Source organism: Variovorax sp. 05N34 (assembly GCF_056397405.1).
This window is the reverse complement of the sequence record NZ_JBFTNI010000005.1, coordinates 405,040-423,920: the sequence shown is the minus strand read 5'-3', so window position 1 is coordinate 423,920 and position 18,881 is coordinate 405,040. Positions and strand designations below refer to the sequence as shown.

Below are 18,881 nucleotides of genomic sequence, written 5' to 3'. Positions count from 1 at the left end.
GCGAGGGTTAACCCGAAGAGGGGTCACAAGGCAATCATTTAACATGTTAAGTAAATGAGGGCTTCATGACGACCACCTTCACGCACCGCAATCTTCCGCGTCTGCTGCTACAGGCGCGAGAGGCCGTGATGGCCCACACACGGCCGAGCCTCCGCGAGCATGAACTTTCCGACCAGCAATGGCGCGTGCTGCGCGTGCTCGGCGAACACGGCTCTGTCGAAACCGGCCGCGTGGCGCGCGAAGCCTTCATCCTCGGACCCAGCCTGACCGGCGTGCTGGCGCGCATGGAGCGCGACGGGCTCATCACGCGCAGTCGCGATCCGGAGGATCAGCGCCGCACGGTCGTCGAGGCCACCGCCCAAGGCCGCAAACTCGTCAAGCGCCTTTCCACCAGCATCGAAGCGCACTACAGGTGGATGGAAGAAAGATTGGGCGAGGACAAGCTCGAAGAACTCTACGCGCTGCTAGACGAACTGATCGCATTGGAACAACCATGAGCTTTTTGCCATCCGGCACTGTCTACGGCGTGCTGCTGAACTTCCGAAAGGAAGTCGAAGCACTGGCGCCGCAGATGAACCAGCCGCCCTACAAGGCACCGCCAAAGGCGCCTGTGCTCTACGTGAAGACCGCCAACACCTGGAGCCCCCACGGCAGCGCCATCGCGGTTCCGGCGCGTGTGCCGGACGTCGAAGTCGGCGCCACGGTCGCCATGGTGATCGGCGCGGACAACGATGTCGAAGGCTTCGTGCTGATGAACGATCTCTCGATCCCGCACACGAGCTTTTTCCGGCCCCCGGTCAAGTTCAAGTGCCTCGATGGATTCCTCGGCATCGGCCCCGCGATGCGCGACGCGCAAGAGGTCGCCGATCCGTCCGAGTTCAGGCTCGAAGTCCGCATCAACGGCGAGCTGCGGCAGTCGGTGGATTTCTCGCAAACTGTGCGTAGTGCTGCGCAGCTGTTGGCCGACGTCGGCGCGTTCATGACGCTTCAGCATGGCGATGTGCTGATGCTGGGTTGCGACGCCGGACGTCCGCTCGCACGTGCCGGAGACCGCATCGAGATCAGCGGTCCGGGATTCGAGCCGCTCGTCAACACGCTCGTGAAGGAAGAAGCATGAAGCGCGCACGCATCTTGTTCGAAGGGGCGGTGCACGATGCCGTCGAGAAGGATGGACAACTGCTGCTGGCGGACGGCCGGCTCGTCGCGCCGGACGCGGTGTCGTGGATGCCCCCGCTGGCACCGACGCCGCGCCCTCGCACCATCCTCGCGCTGGGACTGAACTACGCCGACCACGCCAAGGAACTCGAGTTCAAGGCACCTGAAGAGCCGCTCGTCTTCGTGAAGGGCGAAAGCACGCTCATCGGCCACCGGCAGCTCACCTCGCGGCCGTCGGACGTGCAGTTCATGCACTACGAGTGCGAACTCGCGATCGTCGTCGGCAAGACCGCGCGCAAGGTACGGCGCGATGATGCCTACGACTTCATCGGCGGCTACACCGTGGCCAACGACTACGCGATTCGCGACTACCTGGAGAACTGGTATCGCCCCAATCTGCGCGTGAAGAATCGCGACACCTGCACGCCCATCGGCCCCTGGCTGGTCGACGCCGCCGACGTGCCCGATCCCATGTCGCTGGCGCTGCAAACCACGGTAAACGGCAAGGTCACGCAATCGGGCAACACGCAGGACATGATCTTCGATGCGCCCTTTCTCCTCGAATACTTCAGCAGCTTCATGACGCTGTCGCCGGGCGACTTGATCCTCACCGGCACGCCCGACGGCGTGGTGGACTGCCGGCCTGGCGATGTCATCGTGACCGAGATCGAGCGCATCGGCGCACTGGTCAACACGATCGCAGCCGCCTGAGCGGCACACCCCAACGAGACACCCAACGAGACATTCAATGCAGATCGATCACCTCATCAACGGCAAGCCGGTCGGCGGCCGCGACTATTTCCAGACCGTGAATCCAGCGACACAGGAAGTGCTGGCCGAAGTCGCCTCGGGCGGTGAAGCCGAAGTGAACGCCGCGGTCGCAGCCGCCAAGGAAGCCTTTCCGAAGTGGGCCGGCATGCCTGCGCCAGAGCGCGCAAAACTGATCCGCAAGCTCGGCGACCTGATCGCCAAAAACGTGCCGGAAATCGCCCAGACCGAGACCAATGATTGCGGCCAAGTCATTGCGCAGACCGGCAAGCAACTGGTGCCACGCGCAGCCGACAACTTCTACTACTTCGCGGAGATGTGCACGCGCGTCGACGGCCACACCTACCCGACGCCGACGCATCTGAACTACACGCTCTTTCATCCGGTGGGCGTCTGCGCGCTGATCTCTCCATGGAACGTGCCCTTCATGACGGCAACGTGGAAGGTCGCGCCTTGCCTCGCCTTCGGCAACACGGCGGTGCTCAAGATGAGCGAACTCTCGCCGCTCACTGCAGCGCGTCTCGGCGAACTCGCACTCGAAGCGGGCATCCCCGCGGGCGTGTTGAATCTCGTGCACGGCTATGGCAAGGAAGCCGGCGAGCCGCTGGTGGCGCATCCGGACGTGCGGGCGATTTCATTCACGGGGTCGACAGCGACGGGCAACCGCATCGTGAAGAGCGCGGGCCTGAAGAAGTTCAGCATGGAACTCGGCGGCAAGAGCCCCTTCGTGATCTTCGACGACGCCGATCTTGACCGGGCGCTCGACGCCGCGGTGTTCATGATCTTCAGCAACAACGGCGAGCGTTGCACCGCGGGTTCGCGCATTCTGGTGCAGCAGTCGATCTACGCCGATTTCGTCTCGAAGTTTGTCGAGCGCGCCAAGCGCATTTCGGTGGGCGATCCGTTGGACGAGAAGACGATCGTCGGCCCGATGATTTCGCAGGCGCACCTTGCCAAGGTGCGCAGCTACATCGAGCTCGGCCCCAAGGAAGGCGCGACGCTGATGTGCGGTGGCCTCGGAGCGCCCGAATTGCCGGACCGCGTCAAGCGCGGCAACTACGTGCTGCCCACCGTGTTCGCCGATGTCGACAATCGCATGAAGATCGCGCAGGACGAGATCTTCGGACCCGTCGCGTGCCTCATTCCGTTCAAGGACGAAGCCGACGCGATCCGGTTGGCCAACGATATCCAGTACGGTCTGTCGAGCTATGTGTGGACCGAGAACATCGGCCGCGCGCATCGCGTTGCCGCTGCGGTCGAAGCAGGCATGTGCTTCGTCAACAGCCAGAACGTTCGCGACCTGCGCCAGCCCTTCGGCGGCACCAAGGCCTCAGGCACCGGGCGCGAAGGTGGGACGTGGAGCTATGAGGTTTTCTGCGAGCCGAAGAACGTCGCGGTCTCGCTCGGCTCGCATCACATCCCGCATTGGGGTGTGGCATGAACGGATCGCGCCGCACGCTGGTGCAGGGTATCGCGGCAGTCGCGGCCCTGCCCTCGCTCGCGTTTGCGCAGGCATGGCCCGCAAAGCCTGTTCGGATCGTGGTGCCCTTCACGCCCGGCGGGACGACCGATTTCGTTACCCGGCTGGTGGGCCTCGAACTTGCCAAGTCGCTCGGTCAGCCGGTGATCGTCGAGAACAAGCCCGGCGCCGGCACGGTGATCGGCGTCGATGCAGTTGCCAAGTCGCAGCCCGACGGCTACAGCTTCGTCTGCGTGGCGAACAGCTTCGCGGCAAACCAGACGCTGTTGAAAAAACTGCCCTACGACACGCTGAAAGACCTCCGTCCTGTCGCGCTGATGGGCATGTCCGAGCACGTGCTCGCGACCCATCCGAACAGCGGCATCAAGACACTCGCCGACCTGCGCACGCAGGCCAAGGCAAAGCCTGGCACGCTGAGCTTTGCGTCATTCGGAAACGGCACTTCAGCGCATCTTTCGGGCGAGATGCTCAAGATGCAGATGGGTCTGGACATCGTCCATGTGCCCTACAAAGGCCAGGGCCCTGCGTTGTCGGATTTGCTCGGCGGGCAGGTGACGATGATGTTCGGCAACTGGCCCGAGTTCCGCAGGCACATCCAGGCCGGCAAGCTGGTCGCGCTGGGCATGGCAACAGCAAAGCGCTCGCAATATGCGCCCGACATTCCCACGTTGGCCGAACAGGGCGTGCCGATCGAATCCAACTCATGGAATGGACTGCTGGCGCCTGCGGGCACGCCCGAAGCGGTCGTGCGGCGCGTGAACGACGAAGTCAATCGCGCGCTCGCAGGGCCGGTGGTGACCGAGGCATTCCACAAAGGCGGCATTGCGTCGCTATCGGGCTCGCCCGACCAGTTCGCGGCATTCATCCGCGCAGAGGTTGCAAAGTACGGCGACGTGATCCGCAAGGCCGGGATCGAAGTCGAAGGCTGAAACAGGAGAGCGCGATGAGCCTCTACGCCATGCAGAAGTTCTTGTTCGCACTGAATCGCGAACCCGAGGTGCAGCGCCTGTACGAGGAAGGCGGCGCAGCGCGGGCCGCACTCCTGGACGGCTACGACCTGAACGCCGAGGAGCGCGAGGCCATCGATGCCGGCGACATCGGCAAGCTCTACGTGCTGGGCTGCAATGGACAACTGCTGATGCACTTCGCGCCGCTGCTGGGAATGCCGTGGGCCGACTACATCGCTGCGATGCGCGACGGCGTCCTCAAGTACGGCCCCGTCCGCGCAGGCATCTACGCAATGACAACTTCGCACGACGAGAAAGTGGCTGGCGTATGAGTCTTGTCTTTGCTGGCGTGTGCAGTCACGCCCCTGGCATCACGGGCCGCGCGCATCTGGCGGATCCGGCGATCAAGGATGAATTCCACGCGCAGTTCCGCCGCATGGGCGAGGCGCTGCACGCGGCGAAGCCGGATGCGGTGATCGTGATCGCGGCCGAGCACTTCGCCAACTTCTTCATGAACAACATGCCGGCCTATGCGATCGGCATGGCGGACAGCTACGAAGGCCCCATCGAGGATCCGAAGTGGCTCGGCATCGAGAAGACGAAGGTTCCTGGCGATGCGGCGCTGTCGCAGCGGCTGATCCGCGAGGTGATGCAGACCGTCGACGTGGCTTACGCGGAAGAATGGAAGTTCGATCACGGCATCATCGTGCCGCTCCACTTCCTGACGCCGAAGTTCGACACGAAGGTGATTCCCGTGAACATCAACTGCCAGGGTCCGCCGCTCACGCCGCTGCACCGCGCATGGGCCTTCGGCGAAGCACTGCGCCGAGCGTGCGACAAGGCGCCCGAGCGCATCGCGATCATCGGCACCGGCGGTATTTCGCACTGGCCGGCAACGCCCGACTCGGGAAAGGTCAACGCCGAATGGGACGCCGAGTTCATGCGCCGCTGGTGCGCCAACGACCGCGAGGCGCTGCTGTCGCAGGACGACTACAACGACGAGGCTACCTACCGTGAAGCGGGCCAGGGCGGCTTCGAGATTCGCACCTTTATCGCCGTGGCGGCTGCCGCGCGCGGAAGGGGCGAGATCTTCCACATGAAGGCGATTCCGATCTTCGCGGTGACCTGCACGGCTGCCGTGATGTCGATTGCGCCTTCGATTGCGACTTCGATTGAATAGACGGGACAAAGCCATGCCGCATACCGTGATCCAGTACACCGCCAACCTCGAGGCTGACGCCGACATCAGCGGCCTCTGCCGCTCACTTGCCGCCGTGCTTGTCGCGCAAAAGGACCCGGAGGGGAAAAAGATCTTCCCGACCGGCGGCACGCGCGTGTTGGCCTATCCGGCGCACCACTATTCGGTGGCGGATGGCGAAGACGACTACGCCTTCGTCTACATCAACGTGCGCATCGCGCAGGGCCGCAGCCACGAAGCCAAGACCAAGGCCGGCGATGCACTGATGGCCGCCACCCGCAAACACTTCGAGACGATCTTCGACAAGCGGCACATCGGCATCACGCTCAACATCGACGAGAGCCCCGGCCAGGTCTATGACGCCAAGCACAGCAACCTGCATCCGCTTTTCAACAGATAAACAAACAACAGGCCTACCCGGTCGCCAGCCACATGCTCGCTCAAGACGTCATCCAGCAACTCGCCGCCGAACTCCATGAAAGCGAGAAGTCGCGCGTGCAGGTCGAGCACTTTTCCAAGCGCTTTCCGCAGATGAGCATCGAAGATGGCTATGCAATCTCGCGCGAGTGGGTCAAGGCGAAGATCGCAGAAGGCCGCATCGTCAAGGGCCACAAGATCGGCCTGACATCGCGCGCGATGCAGCAAGCCAGCCAGATCACCGAGCCCGACTACGGCACGCTGCTGGACGACATGTTCTTCGAGCAGGGCGACATTCCGTTCAAGCGCTTCATTGCGCCGCGCGTCGAGGTCGAACTGGCCTTTGTGCTGGGCAAGCGGCTGAAAGGCCCGAACGTGACGATCTGCGACGTGCTCGCCGCCACCGAATACGTGGTGCCGGCCATCGAGATCATCGATGCGCGCATCGAGCAGTTCGACCGCCACACGAAAGCCATGCGCAAGGTCTTCGACACCATTGCCGACAACGCGGCCAACGCCGGCATCGTGACGGGCGGCCGGCCGGTCAAGCCCGACGCGGTGGACTTGCGCTGGGTGAGCGCGCTGCTCTACAAGAATGGCGTGATCGAGGAATCCGGCGTGGCCGCGGCCGTGCTCAACCACCCCGCCACCGGCGTTGCGTGGCTTGCCAACAAGCTCGCGCCGTGGGACGAATGCCTTGAAGCCGGCGAGGTCGTGCTCGGCGGTTCCTTCACGCGACCGACCACGGCCTTGGCCGGCGACACTTTCCACGCCGACTACGGTCCACTCGGCTCCATCGCCTTTCGCTTCATCTGAAAGCTCGACATGCAAACACCCCCGAATCTCTTCAAGCAAGCCCTCATCGAGAAGCGCGCTCAGATCGGCCTCTGGCTCGGCCTTGCCGATGCCTACAGCGCGGAGATCTGTGCGGGCGCCGGTTTCGATTGGCTGCTGATCGATGGCGAGCATTCGCCCAATGGCCTGCAGAGCATCCTGCAGCAGGCGCAGGCGATCGCCGCCTATCCGGGCGTCAACGCCATCGCGCGCGTGCCGCTGGGCCATGGGGAATCCGGCACAGCGCTGATCAAGCAGTACCTCGACCTCGGCGTGCAGACGCTGCTGGTGCCGATGGTCGACACGGCCGAGCAGGCGAAGGCGATCGTCCGCGCAATGCGCTACCCGCCCCTTGGCATCCGCGGCATGGGCGGTGCGCGCGCATCGGGCTGGGGGCGCTTTCCGAGCTACGCAAAGGACGCCAACGACCGCGTCTGCCTGCTGGTGCAGGCTGAGTCGCGCGAGGCGCTGGCCAACCTGGATGCGATTGCGGCAGTCGACGGTGTGGATGGCGTCTTCATCGGCCCGGCCGACCTGTCGGCGTCGATGGGCTTCGTCGGCAACGCGGGCCATGCCGAAGTGCAGGCAGCGATCGAAGACGCCATTGCGCGTATCGGCCGCGCGGGCAAGGCTGCCGGCATCCTGACGCCGGACGAGACGCAAGCCCGCAAGTATCTGGAGCTGGGCGCGCTCTTCGTCGCGGTGGGGCTCGACACCAACCTGCTGGTGCGCACCACCACCGCACTCGCGGCTCGCTTCAAAGGCGATGCCAAGGCGACGCTGGCGGTCGGCGGGACCTACTGAAGGGAAGCGATCATGAACACACGAATCGACACGCCGTTGTCTGTCCCTCACCATTTGGAGATGCATCCGGACGAGCGCGCCGCAAGGCTCGAACTCGCTGCCTGCTACCGCGTCTTCGCAATGCTTGGTTGGACGGAGATGATCTACAACCACATCACCGTGCGGCTGCCCGACAGCGTGACCGGCGGCGACAAGCAGTTCCTGATCAATCCGTTCGGCCTGCACTACAGCGAGGTGACCGCAAGCAATCTCGTCAAGATCGACCTGCAGGGCAAGGTGCTCGACGGCTCGACGCATCCGGTGAACCCTGCCGGCTTCACGGTGCATGCCGCGATCCATGACGGGTTGCCCGACGCGCACTGCGTGATGCACACGCACACGACGGCCGGCGTCGCTGTCGCATGTTTGCAAAGCGGACTGCAGCAGACCAATTTCTATACGGCCCAACTGCACGGCATGGTCGCGTACCACGACTTCGAGGGCATCACGATCCACGCCGATGAAGGCCCGCGACTGCTCAAGAGCATCGGCAACCGCAACGCCGTCATCCTGCGCAATCACGGCCTGCTGGCATGGGGGCGGACGCTGCCGCAGACCTTTGCGATCCTCTGGACCTTGCAGCGTGCCTGCGAGATCCAGATGGCGACACTCTCGATGGGCGCCGCGATCCCTGTGTCTGAAGACGTCGCGCAAAAATGCACGCGCGATGCACTGCAGTTCAACCCGAACCACGGTGCGGGCAAGGACGTCTTCGATGCGCTGGTCCGGCAGGTCGACCGCATCGATGGTTCGTACAAGAACTGACCCGAACCTGAACTCGAATCCGAACCGGAGCCCGAACTCGATCATGAAAGTCTGCATTTATGGCGCCGGCGCAATCGGCGGCTGGATGGGAGTCAAGCTCGCGCAGGCGGGCTGCGAGCTCGACGTCGTCGCGCGCGGCGCAACGCTCGATGTGCTGAAGCGTGATGGCCTGTCGCTGGTGAGCGGCGATTCGCGCGTCTCGGTGCCGGTCAATGCAAGCGATGACCCCGGCAAGCTCGGCATTCAGCAACTGGTGGTGGTCGCGGTGAAAGCGCCGGCGCTGCCTGCTGTTGCAGAAAAGATCGCACCGCTGCTCGGGCCGGAGACCATCGTTCTCACCGCCATGAACGGCGTGCCGTGGTGGTTCCTGCAAGGGGGCTTTGGCGGCAGCGTGGCCGGCGGCCAGTTGCAGGCGGTCGATCCGGGCGGAAAGATCGACGCCGCCATTCCCGCCAAGCACGTGCTCGGCTGCGTGGTCCACGCGAGTTGCTCACTCGATGCGCCCGGCGTGGTCAGGCACCACTTTGGCAACGGCCTCATCGTCGGAGAGCCTTCGGGTGAGGCCACACCGCGAGCGGAGGCGCTGCGCGATCTGCTGGTGCGCGCGGGCATCGACACCAAGCTCTCGCCGCAGATCCAGAAAGACGTCTGGTACAAGCTGTGGGGCAACATGACGGTCAACCCGATCAGCCTGCTGACCGGCGCCACCACCGACCTGATCCTCAATGACGACCTGGTGCGCGGCCTCATCTCCACGATCATGCTGGAGGCCCGCGAGATCGGCGCGCGCATCGGCGTGCCCATTGCCGAGAGCCCCGAAGACCGGCATGCCGTGACACGCAAGCTCGGCGCATTCAAGACTTCGATGCTGCAGGATGTGGAAGCGCGCCGAGCGGTGGAACTCGACGCGCTGGTCTCGGCGGTGCGAGAACTCGGCCAACTGGCGGGGGTGCAGACGCCGTTCACCGATGCGCTTCTGGGGCTCGCGCGTTTGCGGGCGCGGCAGTTGGGCCTTTACTGATCCAGCGGCCCCTGACTAATACTTGTCAGGCCGACTCACCGTCTCAAGGCAATGGACGAAGTATTCCGCCGCGGGCGTCAGCGGCACATCGGCGCGCGTGAGGATCAATAGTTCGATGTCGCTCGGGCTGAAGATCCCATTCCGGATAGCGACAATGCCAGCGGCATCGCTGTGCCCCAACACCGGCGCGGGCATGATGCTCACGGCGTCGGTGCTGCGCAGTAGCGCCACGGTCGACATGGCCTCGCACACGGCCACATGCGTCGGCGGCGCCACGCCGGCGAGGCTGAACATCGCTTCGACGCGGGGCTGCTGACCGTTGCCGATAGGCTGCGTCAATACCCATTCGCAAGCAGCCAGCGCTCGCGCGGTGGGATGCTCCAGGAGCGGATGCGCCTCTCGTACCACGATGCGTTGCGGCGCCCGGAAGACCCGGCGGATCCGGAACTCGTCGCCCTGCATCTCGCCCACGTCGGCCGCCACGGCTGCAATGTCCAACGTGCCTTCTCGCAAGCGCGGCAGTACCCGCGTCATCAGCCCTTCGATGACCTGCAGCTGGACATTGGAATAGCGCTGCCGAAACCAGCCGAATGCCTGACCCAGCCCGCTCGACGTCAGAAACGGCGTGATGCCCACGCGCAGCGTGCCGAAATCCTCGCCGGCGGCTTGGCGCAACTCCTCGCGCGCGAGTGCGGTCTGCCTCGTGATGACTCGGGCGCGCTGCAGCAGCCGACTGCCAGCGGCGGTGAGCGCGATGCCACGCGACTGCCGCAACAACAGTGGCAAGGCGGCTTCATCTTCAAGCAGCCGCATGGACTTGGTGACGGCAGCCTGTGAGAGATTCAGCGCCCGTGCGGCGGCGCGGATGCTGCCATGCTCCACAACGGCGACAAGGCACTCGAGTTGACCCAATTTCATTGGAACGACAACCTCCGGTTAGTTCACAAGTCAATTCCGACGGGAAATTGTGCAGTCATTCCAACTGCGCAATGCATCGAGACAGGTGTGAATTCAGGCGCTCAGTGCATCACCACCCTCTTTTGCCAGTCTGGAGTCCCCACAGACAACAAGCGGTGGTCATGAACAGAATTGGTTGCCTTTTGGTTTTCTGACGGCCTGCATAGCATCGTCTTATCAATCACCGACCTGGATCGAGCCCGATGTCCGCCGCCCTTCTTCTCGAACGCATGCACGTGCAGGCCCCTGAATTCGTGGCCTTGCGGCGCGACATTCACCGACATCCTGAACTGGGGCTCGCAGAGCACCGCACCTCCGCCTTGATCGCCGAGCGGCTGCAGGCCTGGGGCTACGAAGTGCATCGCGGACTGGCCATCACCGGTGTCGTCGGCACCTTGCGCCGCGGAACGGGCCGCCTGCGGCTCGGTCTGCGGGCTGACATGGATGCGCTGCCGCTGCAGGAGGAGTCGGGGCTCGATTGGGCCAGCACGCACGCGGGCGTCATGCACGCCTGCGGCCATGACGGCCACACTGCAATGCTGCTGGCCGCAGCATGGCAACTGGCCAACGAGGGCGACTTCGACGGCACGCTGAACCTCATCTTTCAGCCGGCGGAGGAACACCCCGGCGGCGCAAGGCTGATGATCGAGCAGGGCCTGTTCGAACGCTTTCCGTGTGACGCGATCTTCGCCATGCACAACATGCCGGGCGTCGCGACGGGAACACTCGTCTTCCGCGACGGCGCGACCATGGCCTCGTCGGACGACGTGACCATCACCGTGTGCGGCAACGGCGGGCATGGCGCCATGCCGCATCTGGCGGCCGATCCGGTGGTGGCGGCATCGAGCATCGTGATGGCCTTGCAAACAGTGGTCTCGCGCAACGTCGATCCGCAACAGACCGCCATCGTCACCGTCGGAGCGATCCATGGCGGCCAGGCCAACAACGTCATACCTCAGGAAGTCACGATGGAGATCGGCGTGCGTGCGCTCGACGCGGCGGTGCGCGATCGGCTCGAGGCGCGCATTCGGGCGCTGGCGGTCGATCAGGCGCGCAGCTACGGCTGCGAGGCGCAGGTGAACTACAAGCGCGACTATCCGGTGCTCGTCAATACACCGGCCGAGACAGCATTCGCGCGCAGTGTGGCACTGGAACTCGTGGGCCCCGAACGGGTGGTGCAGCAGGGCCCGGCTGCCAACGGCAGCGAGGACTTCGCGATCATGCTGGAGCACTGCCCCGGCAGCTATCTGATGATCGGCAATGGCAATGGCGACAGCAAAGGCGGCTGTTCCGTTCACAACCCCGGCTACGACTTCAACGACGACAACGTAGCCGTGGGCGCCGCCTACTGGGTGCTGCTCGCGCGCCGCTTCCTGAGCGCGCGCCATGGCGGATTGCACTCCCCTTCTTCCTCACGCGCCGTTTGAACCTAGGAGCCGCCCATGTCCTTCGGTACCGCCACGATCGATGCCACGATGCCCTCCAACGACTCCGACCCGCAGCGCGCCGCACACACCGGCAAGATGCCGCGCGGCGTCATCGCCGCCACGGTCGCGGGCAATGCGCTGGAGTTCTACGATTTCGTCACCTATGCGTTCTTCGCCGTCTACATCGGCAGGGCCTTCTTTCCCGCCTCTACGCCGACGGGGAGTCTTCTTTTGTCCGTCGCGGTCTTCGGCGTGGGCTTCTTCGCACGGCCGATCGGCGGAGTGCTGATCGGCGCGTTCGCCGACCGTGCGGGCCGCAAGCCCGCGATGCTGCTGACGATCGCGCTCATCACCGTCGGCACGATGGGTCTTGCGCTCACGCCTTCGTATGCCAGCATCGGCCTCGCCGCGCCCGTGATCGTGGTGGTCTGCCGCCTGGTCCAGGGCCTGGCACTGGGCGGGGAAGTGGGTCCTGCGAGCGCCTTCCTCATCGAGGCCGCGCCCGACGGCCGGCGCGGCCTGTACGCCAGCTGGCAACTCGCGAGCCAGGGCCTGGCTGCGGGCGTGGCGGGCGTGATGGGCCTGGCAATGACGACCCTCCTCACGCCCGTTCAGATGGGTGACTGGGGCTGGCGCGTGCCCTTCCTGGTTGGCCTGCTGCTGGTGCCGGTGGCGGTCTATCTGCGTCGGCGCATGCCCGAGACGCTGCACCGCGAATCCCGGCCGCGCGGCATCGATACCGCCGTCCGAGGCGGACGGGCGCGCTGGCGCGGCCTCATCGCCATTGCCGTGCTGGTGATGGTCGGAGGCACCGTCTCCACCTACGTGCTCAACTTCATGACGACCTACGCCATCACGACTCTGAAGATGTCGCCCGGCATCGCGCTCAGCGCGACGGTGGTGGGGGGCTTCGTCACTGCCGGCTTCGCGCTGGTGGGCGGCTGGCTGGCAGACCGCCATGGCCGCCGCAGCACGATGCTGTGGCCGCGCGTGCTTACCGTGGTGCTCGCGGTGCCGGCCTTCATGCTGCTCACCACCCATCCCGGCGTCGGCATGCTGTTGGCCGTGTCCAGCGTGCTTTCTGCGCTCACCGCCATCAGCGGCGCGGCGTCGATGACCGCCATTCCCGAACTTCTTCCGGCCAGCTTCCGCGCCACCGGACTCGCCATTGCCTACGCGGTCGGCGTGTCCCTGTTCGGCGGAACCACGCAGTTCATCATCACGTGGCTCATTGGCGCGACGGGCAATCCGGTGGCGCCGGCCTGGTACATGGCGGGTGCCAGCGTCGTGAGCGCACTCGCCATGCTGGCGTTGCCCGAGAGCCGCGGCCGCAAGCTGGAACAAGACTGACATCCCAGGAGCCTTTCCCATGAACCTCGAAGCCTGGCGCCTGAGCGCCACCGAACTCGCCGGCCGCATCCGGCGGAAGGAAATCTCTGCACTGGAAGCGACCGACAGCGTGCTGGCGCGCATCGCGGGCACCAACCCCGTCGTCAACGCGCTCACCGAGGTACTGCACGACAGCGCCCGCACGGCAGCGCGCGAGGCCGACGCGGCGCAGGCGCGCGGCGAGACGCTCGGGCCACTGCATGGCGTTCCGCTCACCATCAAGATCAACGTCGATGTGGCGGGCAGTACCGGCAGCGGCGGCATCACCGCGCTGAAGGATTTCCGGCCCGAGATCGACGCGCCGCTCGTGAACAATCTCAGGCGTGCCGGCGGCATCATCGTCGGTCGTTCGAACACACCCTCGTTTTCGCTGCGCTGGTTCACCGACAACGAGGCCCATGGCCGCACGCTCAATCCGTGGGATCCGGCCGTGACGCCCGGCGGCTCCAGCGGCGGGGCCGCGGCGGCGGTCGCCCTGGGCATGGGGCCCATCGCACATGGCAACGACTACGGAGGCTCCATCCGCTACCCCGCATGGGCCTGCGGCGTGGTGGGCCTGCGCCCCACGGCCGGGCGGGTGCCGGCCTTCAATGCCAGCGCCAAGGATGACCGCATCGTCACCAACCAGCTAATGTCGGTGCAGGGACCGCTCACGCGCACCGTCGCCGACGCGCGGCTGGCATTCGAGGTCATGGCGCAAGGCGACGCGCGCGATCCGCTCTGGGTGCCGGCACCGCTGGCCTACCCTGACAGTGCCCGGCCGGTGCGAGTGGCGCTGTTCAAGCAGCAGGCGGGCGCGAAGGCTGATGCCAGCGTGGTGCGCGCCCTGGAACAGGCCGCGCAATCGCTGGCCGACGCCGGCTACCGGGTGGAAGAAGCAGCCCCGCCCTGCGTCGAAGAAGCAGCCCGTCTGTGGCGCTCGATGCTCAACGACGACCTGCGCCGCGGTGGGCGCCCGGCGATCGAAGCCATGGGAGATGCGGCCGTGCGCAATGCATTGCGCTTCCAGATGGGCGACCTCGAATCGATGGACCGGGACGCGTATCTCTCGACGTTCCAGCACCGCCTGAGCATTGCGCGTGCATGGTCGCTGTTCTTCGCCGATTACCCGATTCTCTTGATGCCGGTGTCCTGGGAGCGGCAGTTTCCCATCGACGACGATCAGCGATCGCAATCCCGCTATGAGGAGATGCTCGAGGCCCAGGCGCCTTTGCTGAGCACCGCGGCGCTGGGCCTGCCGGGCCTGTGCGTTCCTACAGGGCTTGCCGATGGCCTGCCGGCCGGCGTGCAGATCGTCAGCACGCGCTACCGCGAAGATTTGGCGCTGGCCGCTGGCGAAGTCATCGAACGCGCAGCCGCCTTCTCGGCGCTGGAGCATCTCGCCCCGCGCTGATTCGCTCTCGACTCCCTGCCCCCCAAGCTGCCGCCGCCGCAAAACCGGAGGGGCACGCCTGATCGCCTGCCTTCTTCATGGTCCTCGACAATCTCGACCGCCGACTCATCGCGCTGCTGCGCCGAGACGCGCGCACGCCCCTCGCAACGCTCGCTTCGAAGCTGGACACGTCGCGCGGCACGGTCGCCAATCGCCTGCGCAAACTCGAAGACGAAGGCGTCGTGACCGGCTACACCATCAGCCTTCGCCCGGACGCCGAGCCGCATCGCATCCGGGCGTGGATGGGCATCCGTGTCGAGGGCAACCAGGCCCGAAGCGTGATCGCCACCTTGATCGGCGAACCTGGCGTGAGCGCACTGCACGACACCAATGGCCGTTGGGACATGCTGGCCGAACTCAGCGCCGGATCGATGTCCGAGCTCTCGGACCTGCTCGAACGAATCCGGCTGGCCAGAGGTATCGCGCACAGCGAGACCAACATCCTGCTGGCCACTTACCGCTAGCCAACAAGGTGGCAATCCGCGCTGCCACTGTGGCAGCACATCGCGCAGAGCGCAGCAGTCTGCAGCCTTCGGATTGACCCCTTCCGTTGGGAAACTACTTTTCAGACAGGAATCTTTTCAACCCTTCTGGAGGTACCCATGCAGCACACGAGTTCCCGCTATCCGACCATCACCTATCTCAGCGCGCCCGAGATGATCCGCCTTGTGCAGCAGCTCGGCGTCCCGGCATGCATCGCTGGCGTGGCCGAGCGCATCGAACGCGAGTTTTTGCGCTGGAACGAATTCGACAAGAGCGCACGCACGGCCTGCCATTCGCCCGTGGGCACCATCGAGCTCATGCCAATTGCCGATGCCGAGCAATACGCCTTCAAGTACGTCAACGGGCACCCCGGCAACTACCGCCTCGGGCTTCCGACGGTGATCGCCTTCGGCGTGCTCGCCGACGTCCACACCGGCGCGCCGCGCCTCTTGAGCGAATTGACGCTGACGACGGCTGTTCGCACGGCGGCGATGTCCGCCGTCGCCGCGCGCGCACTTGCCAGAAAGGACAGCCGCCGCATGGCCCTCATTGGCAATGGCGCGCAAAGCGAATTCCAGGCGCTCGCCTTCCGCGACCTCGTGGGCATTCGGGAGCTTCATCTGTACGACGTGGATCGCGCCGCCAGCGAGAAGCTGGCGTCGAACCTGCGCGGCCAGGGCCTGCAAGTGCGCATCTTCGACAGCACCGCGCATGCTGTGCGCGGGGTCGACGTCGTGACCACGGTGACCGCCGACAAGACGAACGCGACCATCCTCACTTCAGAAATGGTCGAGCCGGGCATGCACATCAATGCGGTGGGTGGCGACTGCCCCGGCAAGACCGAACTGGCGCGCGGCGTGGTCGCAGCCGCGAGCGTCTTTGTCGAGTTCGAACCGCAATCGCGTATCGAGGGCGAAATCCAGCAAATGCCTGCGGACTTCGCGGTGACCGAGCTCTGGCGCGTGCTGGCCGGCGTAGTTCCGGGACGCGTCGACGAGAAGCAGCTCACGCTTTTCGATTCGGTCGGCTTTGCGCTGGAGGATTTCGCGGCGCTGGCCTTCATGCGCGAGCAGGCGTTGGCGCTCGGCATGGGAGAGCGGATCGAACTGCTGCCCGAGCCAAGGAATCCGAAGGATCTGTTCGGGTTGTTGCGCGCGCCCGCCCAAGTCACGGCACACGCGAGCGCACCGGGGCAGCTTGCGTGACCCCGGTGCTGCACCCATGCGAGGGCAATGGCGTATGGCCATTCGCATGGCTATCCGTCACTGGCAGCTGAAGCTCTCCGCCTTCTCGACATCCCCCGTGCCCTTGTAGCGCGCAACCTTCGGGTATGCGCAAAGCGGACGAGTACGGTCTGGCGCCCAGCTTGCAGGAACGTCGGCGTTCACCCCACCCGCATTGCCCGCGCCGCGAGCGGATGCGACCACTGAATCGGCGGCCTGGCCCTTCTCGACCCAGTTGACGAGCGGCGTGAGCATGTCGAACTGGTCGGTTGCGGGACCGCCGCTGCAATGGTTCATGCCCGGGACGCGATAGAAGCGCGCGAAGTTCGAAGCATCTCCCGAGTTGGCTGCGGCAAGTTGGTCGTACCAATGCTGGGTGTCGTCGCTCGAGAAGATGGGATCGCTGGTGCCGTGATAGGCCATCACCTTGGCGCCGCGCTTCTTGAGCCGGCTCAGGTCCGCGGGATTCGGCGGCGTCATGAATGACAGCGAGTTCTCGGTGTAGAGCGCGCTGGTCGCGGTGATCTTCGCGAGGATGGTGTCGATGCTGGTGGTGAGCGTGAAGTTCGGGCCATTGAAGCCTGCTTGCGTTTCCGGCGGCACCTGCCAGATGAAACCCACGGCACCCGAATCGAGGTTCAGCGAGCTGTTGAACTTCCACGAGGCCCAGCCGTTCGTGTTCACCCCCGAATCGAACGGAAAGCTCGAATAGAACTTCTGTCCGTTGCCATCGAGCGCGCCCGCGAAGAGCTGGCCGATGCGCTGCTTCTGGTCCGCGCTCAGGCAAGTGCCGTCGCGGGTGCCGCTGCAGGTGGGGACGTCGCGATTCAGGTTGAAAGCGGCCTGGCAGGCGCCGGTGTCCTGGACCAGCCCGTCGGTCGATCCGTCGAGCGCATCGCATTTGGCCAACACGGCATTGGAAACCAGCGTGCGTTCGGCCTGCGTGAAGCCGGTGCCCAAATCGCCGGGCGTGGTCGCCAGGGCGTTGTAGTTTTGCGCACCGACGATGTTGGCCGACGCCGCGAGCGGAAGCCGGAAGCCCGGGTCGCCGACGAGGAAGCCGTCGTAGTCGTCCGGATAGCGCGACATGGCGACCATCGTGTGCCGCCCGCCATTGGAGCAGCCGCCAAAGTACGACCGGTCCGGACCCTTGCCGTAGGCCGACGCGATCAGCGCCTTCGCCATCGGCGTGAGCTTTGCGACGGCCTGATAGCCGTAGTCCAGCCGTGCTTGCGGGTCGATGCCGAAGAACGGTGTCGGCGCCTGATGGCCGGCATCCGAACTGATGACGGCGAAGCCCATGTTCAAGGCGTTGTTCAAGCCGCCGCCTCCGTTGATAGCGCCGGTTGCGGTGGCAACGCTGCCGTCCACGCCGCCATTGGCCTGATAGAAGAAGCGCCCATTCCAGTTCTGGGGAAAGCGCATCTCGAAGCCGATCGCGTAGTTCTGTCCGTCGACCGAACTGGTGCGCGCGTACATGCTGCCGCGCACCTGGCAATGGGCGTCGATCGGTTTGCCAGCGACCTTCAGCGTTCCGGCGGCAATCGAGTTCGCGGCGGTGATGGTCGTGTTCGCAAAGCTGAAGCCGGCGAGCGCGGCGCAGTTGCCAAGCGTTGCGCCAGTGGCCACGCCGAGGACCGGCAAGGTTTCGACCGGCGTCGAGTTTCCGGTGTTGGTGTTGGTGTTGGTGTTGCCGGTGCTCGTATTGCCGGAGCCGTTGCCGGCCGTGGTGCCGCTTCCCGTCGTCGTCCCGCCCGCAGGCGAAACCAGAGAGGAGATACCACCGCCACTGCCGCCGCCGCCGCAAGCGGTCAACAGAGAGGCGGCAACGATGGCCGAAAGCGATACAGAGGTCTTCAAGAATGTCTCCTTTGACGCATGCTGACGGCGCCATTTAGTTAGTCTATTTAACTATATTTGGCAATCAGTCATGGTTTTCCACTACAGAGTGTACGAAAGACTGGCGCCTCAAATCCCCATGAAGTTCAGTCACTGAATCAATACGAGTCGCGCGACAATGCCGGCGATGCCCAAGAACAGAAGCACTCCGCAGGACGCCACGCCGGCCGGCCGGCTGGTCGAAGCCTCATTGCACCTCGTGCTCGGCTACCAGCTCGCGCAGGCGTCGATCGTCACCAATGCGGTTTTTGCGGGTCGCATCGGAGCCTCATTCGATCTGCGCCCAGTCGAATACACGGTGCTCAGCCTGATCCATGAAAACCCCGATGTCTCGGCCGCGCGGCTGGCCAAGGCGCTCGCGGTAACGGCGCCCAACATCACTGCATGGATCGAGAGACTTGAGCGCCGGGGCTTGATCCAGCGCACGCCGCACGCAACCGATCGTCGGGCTCAGTACCTGCGGACCACGCCGGAGGGCGCGGCGCTCGCCGGCCAGGCCACCCGATCCGTGCTCGAGGGCGAGCACGAAGCGCTAGGCAATCTTTCAGTGGCCGAGCGCATGATGCTGATCGAACTGCTGCACAAGGTGGCGATGTCGCGCGGCGCCGCCGCGGAAGCGCACCGGGCGCCGACCTGAAGAGTC

The 18,881-nt window shown here is 65.0% G+C and carries 20 protein-coding genes; 18 read left to right on the top strand and 2 right to left on the bottom strand.

The window, feature by feature from the left end; translation table 11 throughout:
* Positions 1-65: 65 nt before the first annotated feature.
* From hpaR to AC1DMA_RS16595, 12 genes are read left to right on the top strand one after another with little or no spacing between them, the layout of a single operon-like run.
* On the top strand, positions 66-497 hold the full coding sequence (gene hpaR, locus AC1DMA_RS16650) for a homoprotocatechuate degradation operon regulator HpaR (RefSeq protein ID WP_478144885.1): 432 nt from the start codon (positions 66-68) through the stop codon (positions 495-497).
* Positions 494-1,117 (top strand): fumarylacetoacetate hydrolase family protein, encoded by a 624-nt coding sequence (locus tag AC1DMA_RS16645; RefSeq protein ID WP_478144884.1) that lies wholly within the window; start codon positions 494-496, stop codon positions 1,115-1,117. Before hpaR ends, AC1DMA_RS16645 begins: the two co-directional genes overlap by 4 nt.
* The gene (locus AC1DMA_RS16640; protein ID WP_478144883.1) at positions 1,114-1,866 is read left to right on the top strand and encodes a fumarylacetoacetate hydrolase family protein; all 753 of its coding nucleotides are present in this window, start codon (positions 1,114-1,116) and stop codon (positions 1,864-1,866) included. Before AC1DMA_RS16645 ends, AC1DMA_RS16640 begins: the two co-directional genes overlap by 4 nt.
* A gap of 37 nt (positions 1,867-1,903) precedes the next feature.
* Complete coding sequence (gene hpaE / locus AC1DMA_RS16635; protein WP_478144882.1) at positions 1,904-3,364, top strand: 5-carboxymethyl-2-hydroxymuconate semialdehyde dehydrogenase; 1,461 nt, start codon at positions 1,904-1,906, stop codon at positions 3,362-3,364.
* Positions 3,361-4,332: a tripartite tricarboxylate transporter substrate binding protein gene (locus AC1DMA_RS16630; RefSeq protein ID WP_478144881.1), complete on the top strand. Its 972-nt coding sequence runs from the start codon at positions 3,361-3,363 to the stop codon at positions 4,330-4,332. Before hpaE ends, AC1DMA_RS16630 begins: the two co-directional genes overlap by 4 nt.
* Positions 4,333-4,346: 14 nt before the next feature.
* Positions 4,347-4,682 carry an aromatic ring-opening dioxygenase subunit LigA gene (locus AC1DMA_RS16625; protein ID WP_478144880.1) on the top strand — a complete coding sequence of 112 codons (336 nt, stop codon included), beginning with the start codon at positions 4,347-4,349 and terminating at the stop codon, positions 4,680-4,682.
* A complete protein-coding gene (locus AC1DMA_RS16620; RefSeq protein ID WP_478144879.1) occupies positions 4,679-5,530 on the top strand; it encodes a DODA-type extradiol aromatic ring-opening family dioxygenase in 852 nt (283 codons plus the stop codon). The genes AC1DMA_RS16625 and AC1DMA_RS16620 overlap by 4 nt, the downstream gene beginning before the upstream one ends.
* Before the next feature lie 13 nt (positions 5,531-5,543).
* Entirely contained in the window at positions 5,544-5,948 is a 405-nt protein-coding gene (locus AC1DMA_RS16615; protein ID WP_478144878.1) for a 5-carboxymethyl-2-hydroxymuconate isomerase, read from the top strand.
* Between the two features lie 32 nt (positions 5,949-5,980).
* Positions 5,981-6,781 (top strand): 2-oxo-hept-4-ene-1,7-dioate hydratase, encoded by an 801-nt coding sequence (gene hpaH, locus AC1DMA_RS16610; protein WP_478144877.1) that lies wholly within the window; start codon positions 5,981-5,983, stop codon positions 6,779-6,781.
* Positions 6,782-6,790: 9 nt separating this feature from the next.
* Positions 6,791-7,603, top strand: a complete 813-nt coding sequence (locus AC1DMA_RS16605; protein ID WP_478128530.1) for an aldolase/citrate lyase family protein — start codon at positions 6,791-6,793, stop codon at positions 7,601-7,603.
* Between the two features lie 12 nt (positions 7,604-7,615).
* The gene (locus AC1DMA_RS16600; RefSeq protein WP_478144876.1) at positions 7,616-8,407 is read left to right on the top strand and encodes a class II aldolase/adducin family protein; all 792 of its coding nucleotides are present in this window, start codon (positions 7,616-7,618) and stop codon (positions 8,405-8,407) included.
* Positions 8,408-8,450: 43 nt separating this feature from the next.
* Positions 8,451-9,428: a 2-dehydropantoate 2-reductase gene (locus AC1DMA_RS16595; protein ID WP_478144875.1), complete on the top strand. Its 978-nt coding sequence runs from the start codon at positions 8,451-8,453 to the stop codon at positions 9,426-9,428.
* Positions 9,429-9,443: 15 nt separating this feature from the next.
* On the opposite strand, the gene AC1DMA_RS16590 is transcribed toward AC1DMA_RS16595, so the two are convergent.
* Positions 9,444-10,346 carry a LysR family transcriptional regulator gene (locus AC1DMA_RS16590; RefSeq protein ID WP_478128527.1) on the bottom strand — a complete coding sequence of 301 codons (903 nt, stop codon included), beginning with the start codon at positions 10,344-10,346 and terminating at the stop codon, positions 9,444-9,446.
* 242 nt (positions 10,347-10,588) lie between these two features.
* On the opposite strand from AC1DMA_RS16590, the gene AC1DMA_RS16585 reads away from it, so the two are divergent.
* The 5 genes from AC1DMA_RS16585 to AC1DMA_RS16565 all read left to right on the top strand — a co-directional run bounded on the left by AC1DMA_RS16585 (position 10,589) and on the right by AC1DMA_RS16565 (position 16,321).
* A complete protein-coding gene (locus tag AC1DMA_RS16585; RefSeq protein WP_478144874.1) occupies positions 10,589-11,812 on the top strand; it encodes a M20 aminoacylase family protein in 1,224 nt (407 codons plus the stop codon).
* A gap of 15 nt (positions 11,813-11,827) precedes the next feature.
* The gene (locus AC1DMA_RS16580) at positions 11,828-13,162 is read left to right on the top strand and encodes an MFS transporter (protein ID WP_478144873.1); all 1,335 of its coding nucleotides are present in this window, start codon (positions 11,828-11,830) and stop codon (positions 13,160-13,162) included.
* Positions 13,163-13,181: 19 nt separating this feature from the next.
* Positions 13,182-14,594, top strand: a complete 1,413-nt coding sequence (locus AC1DMA_RS16575; protein WP_478128524.1) for an amidase family protein — start codon at positions 13,182-13,184, stop codon at positions 14,592-14,594.
* Between the two features lie 77 nt (positions 14,595-14,671).
* A complete protein-coding gene (locus AC1DMA_RS16570) occupies positions 14,672-15,097 on the top strand; it encodes an Lrp/AsnC family transcriptional regulator (RefSeq protein ID WP_478128523.1) in 426 nt (141 codons plus the stop codon).
* A 138-nt stretch (positions 15,098-15,235) separates the two neighbouring features.
* Positions 15,236-16,321: an ornithine cyclodeaminase gene (locus AC1DMA_RS16565; protein WP_478128522.1), complete on the top strand. Its 1,086-nt coding sequence runs from the start codon at positions 15,236-15,238 to the stop codon at positions 16,319-16,321.
* A 57-nt stretch (positions 16,322-16,378) separates the two neighbouring features.
* Here AC1DMA_RS16565 and AC1DMA_RS16560 read toward each other — a convergent pair whose 3' ends face one another.
* Positions 16,379-17,983 (bottom strand): tannase/feruloyl esterase family alpha/beta hydrolase, encoded by a 1,605-nt coding sequence (locus AC1DMA_RS16560; protein WP_478128580.1) that lies wholly within the window; start codon positions 17,981-17,983, stop codon positions 16,379-16,381.
* 382 nt (positions 17,984-18,365) lie between these two features.
* Between AC1DMA_RS16560 and AC1DMA_RS16555 the strand changes: the two genes are divergently transcribed.
* Positions 18,366-18,875, top strand: coding sequence for a MarR family winged helix-turn-helix transcriptional regulator (locus AC1DMA_RS16555; protein ID WP_478128521.1), 510 nt, complete (start codon positions 18,366-18,368; stop codon positions 18,873-18,875).
* Positions 18,876-18,881 lie beyond the last annotated feature (6 nt).

Bases quoted from the DNA above. Each gene is read 5' to 3' on its own strand.
- hpaR (WP_478144885.1), top strand. From the start codon at position 66: ATGACGACCACCTTCACGCACCGCAATCTTCCGCGTCTGCTGCTACAG.
- AC1DMA_RS16645 (WP_478144884.1), top strand. From the start codon at position 494: ATGAGCTTTTTGCCATCCGGCACTGTCTACGGCGTGCTGCTGAACTTC.
- AC1DMA_RS16640 (WP_478144883.1), top strand. From the start codon at position 1,114: ATGAAGCGCGCACGCATCTTGTTCGAAGGGGCGGTGCACGATGCCGTC.
- hpaE (WP_478144882.1), top strand. From the start codon at position 1,904: ATGCAGATCGATCACCTCATCAACGGCAAGCCGGTCGGCGGCCGCGAC.
- AC1DMA_RS16630 (WP_478144881.1), top strand. From the start codon at position 3,361: ATGAACGGATCGCGCCGCACGCTGGTGCAGGGTATCGCGGCAGTCGCG.
- AC1DMA_RS16625 (WP_478144880.1), top strand. From the start codon at position 4,347: ATGAGCCTCTACGCCATGCAGAAGTTCTTGTTCGCACTGAATCGCGAA.
- AC1DMA_RS16620 (WP_478144879.1), top strand. From the start codon at position 4,679: ATGAGTCTTGTCTTTGCTGGCGTGTGCAGTCACGCCCCTGGCATCACG.
- AC1DMA_RS16615 (WP_478144878.1), top strand. From the start codon at position 5,544: ATGCCGCATACCGTGATCCAGTACACCGCCAACCTCGAGGCTGACGCC.
- hpaH (WP_478144877.1), top strand. From the start codon at position 5,981: ATGCTCGCTCAAGACGTCATCCAGCAACTCGCCGCCGAACTCCATGAA.
- AC1DMA_RS16605 (WP_478128530.1), top strand. From the start codon at position 6,791: ATGCAAACACCCCCGAATCTCTTCAAGCAAGCCCTCATCGAGAAGCGC.
- AC1DMA_RS16600 (WP_478144876.1), top strand. From the start codon at position 7,616: ATGAACACACGAATCGACACGCCGTTGTCTGTCCCTCACCATTTGGAG.
- AC1DMA_RS16595 (WP_478144875.1), top strand. From the start codon at position 8,451: ATGAAAGTCTGCATTTATGGCGCCGGCGCAATCGGCGGCTGGATGGGA.
- AC1DMA_RS16590 (WP_478128527.1), bottom strand. From the start codon at position 10,346: ATGAAATTGGGTCAACTCGAGTGCCTTGTCGCCGTTGTGGAGCATGGC.
- AC1DMA_RS16585 (WP_478144874.1), top strand. From the start codon at position 10,589: ATGTCCGCCGCCCTTCTTCTCGAACGCATGCACGTGCAGGCCCCTGAA.
- AC1DMA_RS16580 (WP_478144873.1), top strand. From the start codon at position 11,828: ATGTCCTTCGGTACCGCCACGATCGATGCCACGATGCCCTCCAACGAC.
- AC1DMA_RS16575 (WP_478128524.1), top strand. From the start codon at position 13,182: ATGAACCTCGAAGCCTGGCGCCTGAGCGCCACCGAACTCGCCGGCCGC.
- AC1DMA_RS16570 (WP_478128523.1), top strand. From the start codon at position 14,672: ATGGTCCTCGACAATCTCGACCGCCGACTCATCGCGCTGCTGCGCCGA.
- AC1DMA_RS16565 (WP_478128522.1), top strand. From the start codon at position 15,236: ATGCAGCACACGAGTTCCCGCTATCCGACCATCACCTATCTCAGCGCG.
- AC1DMA_RS16555 (WP_478128521.1), top strand. From the start codon at position 18,366: ATGCCCAAGAACAGAAGCACTCCGCAGGACGCCACGCCGGCCGGCCGG.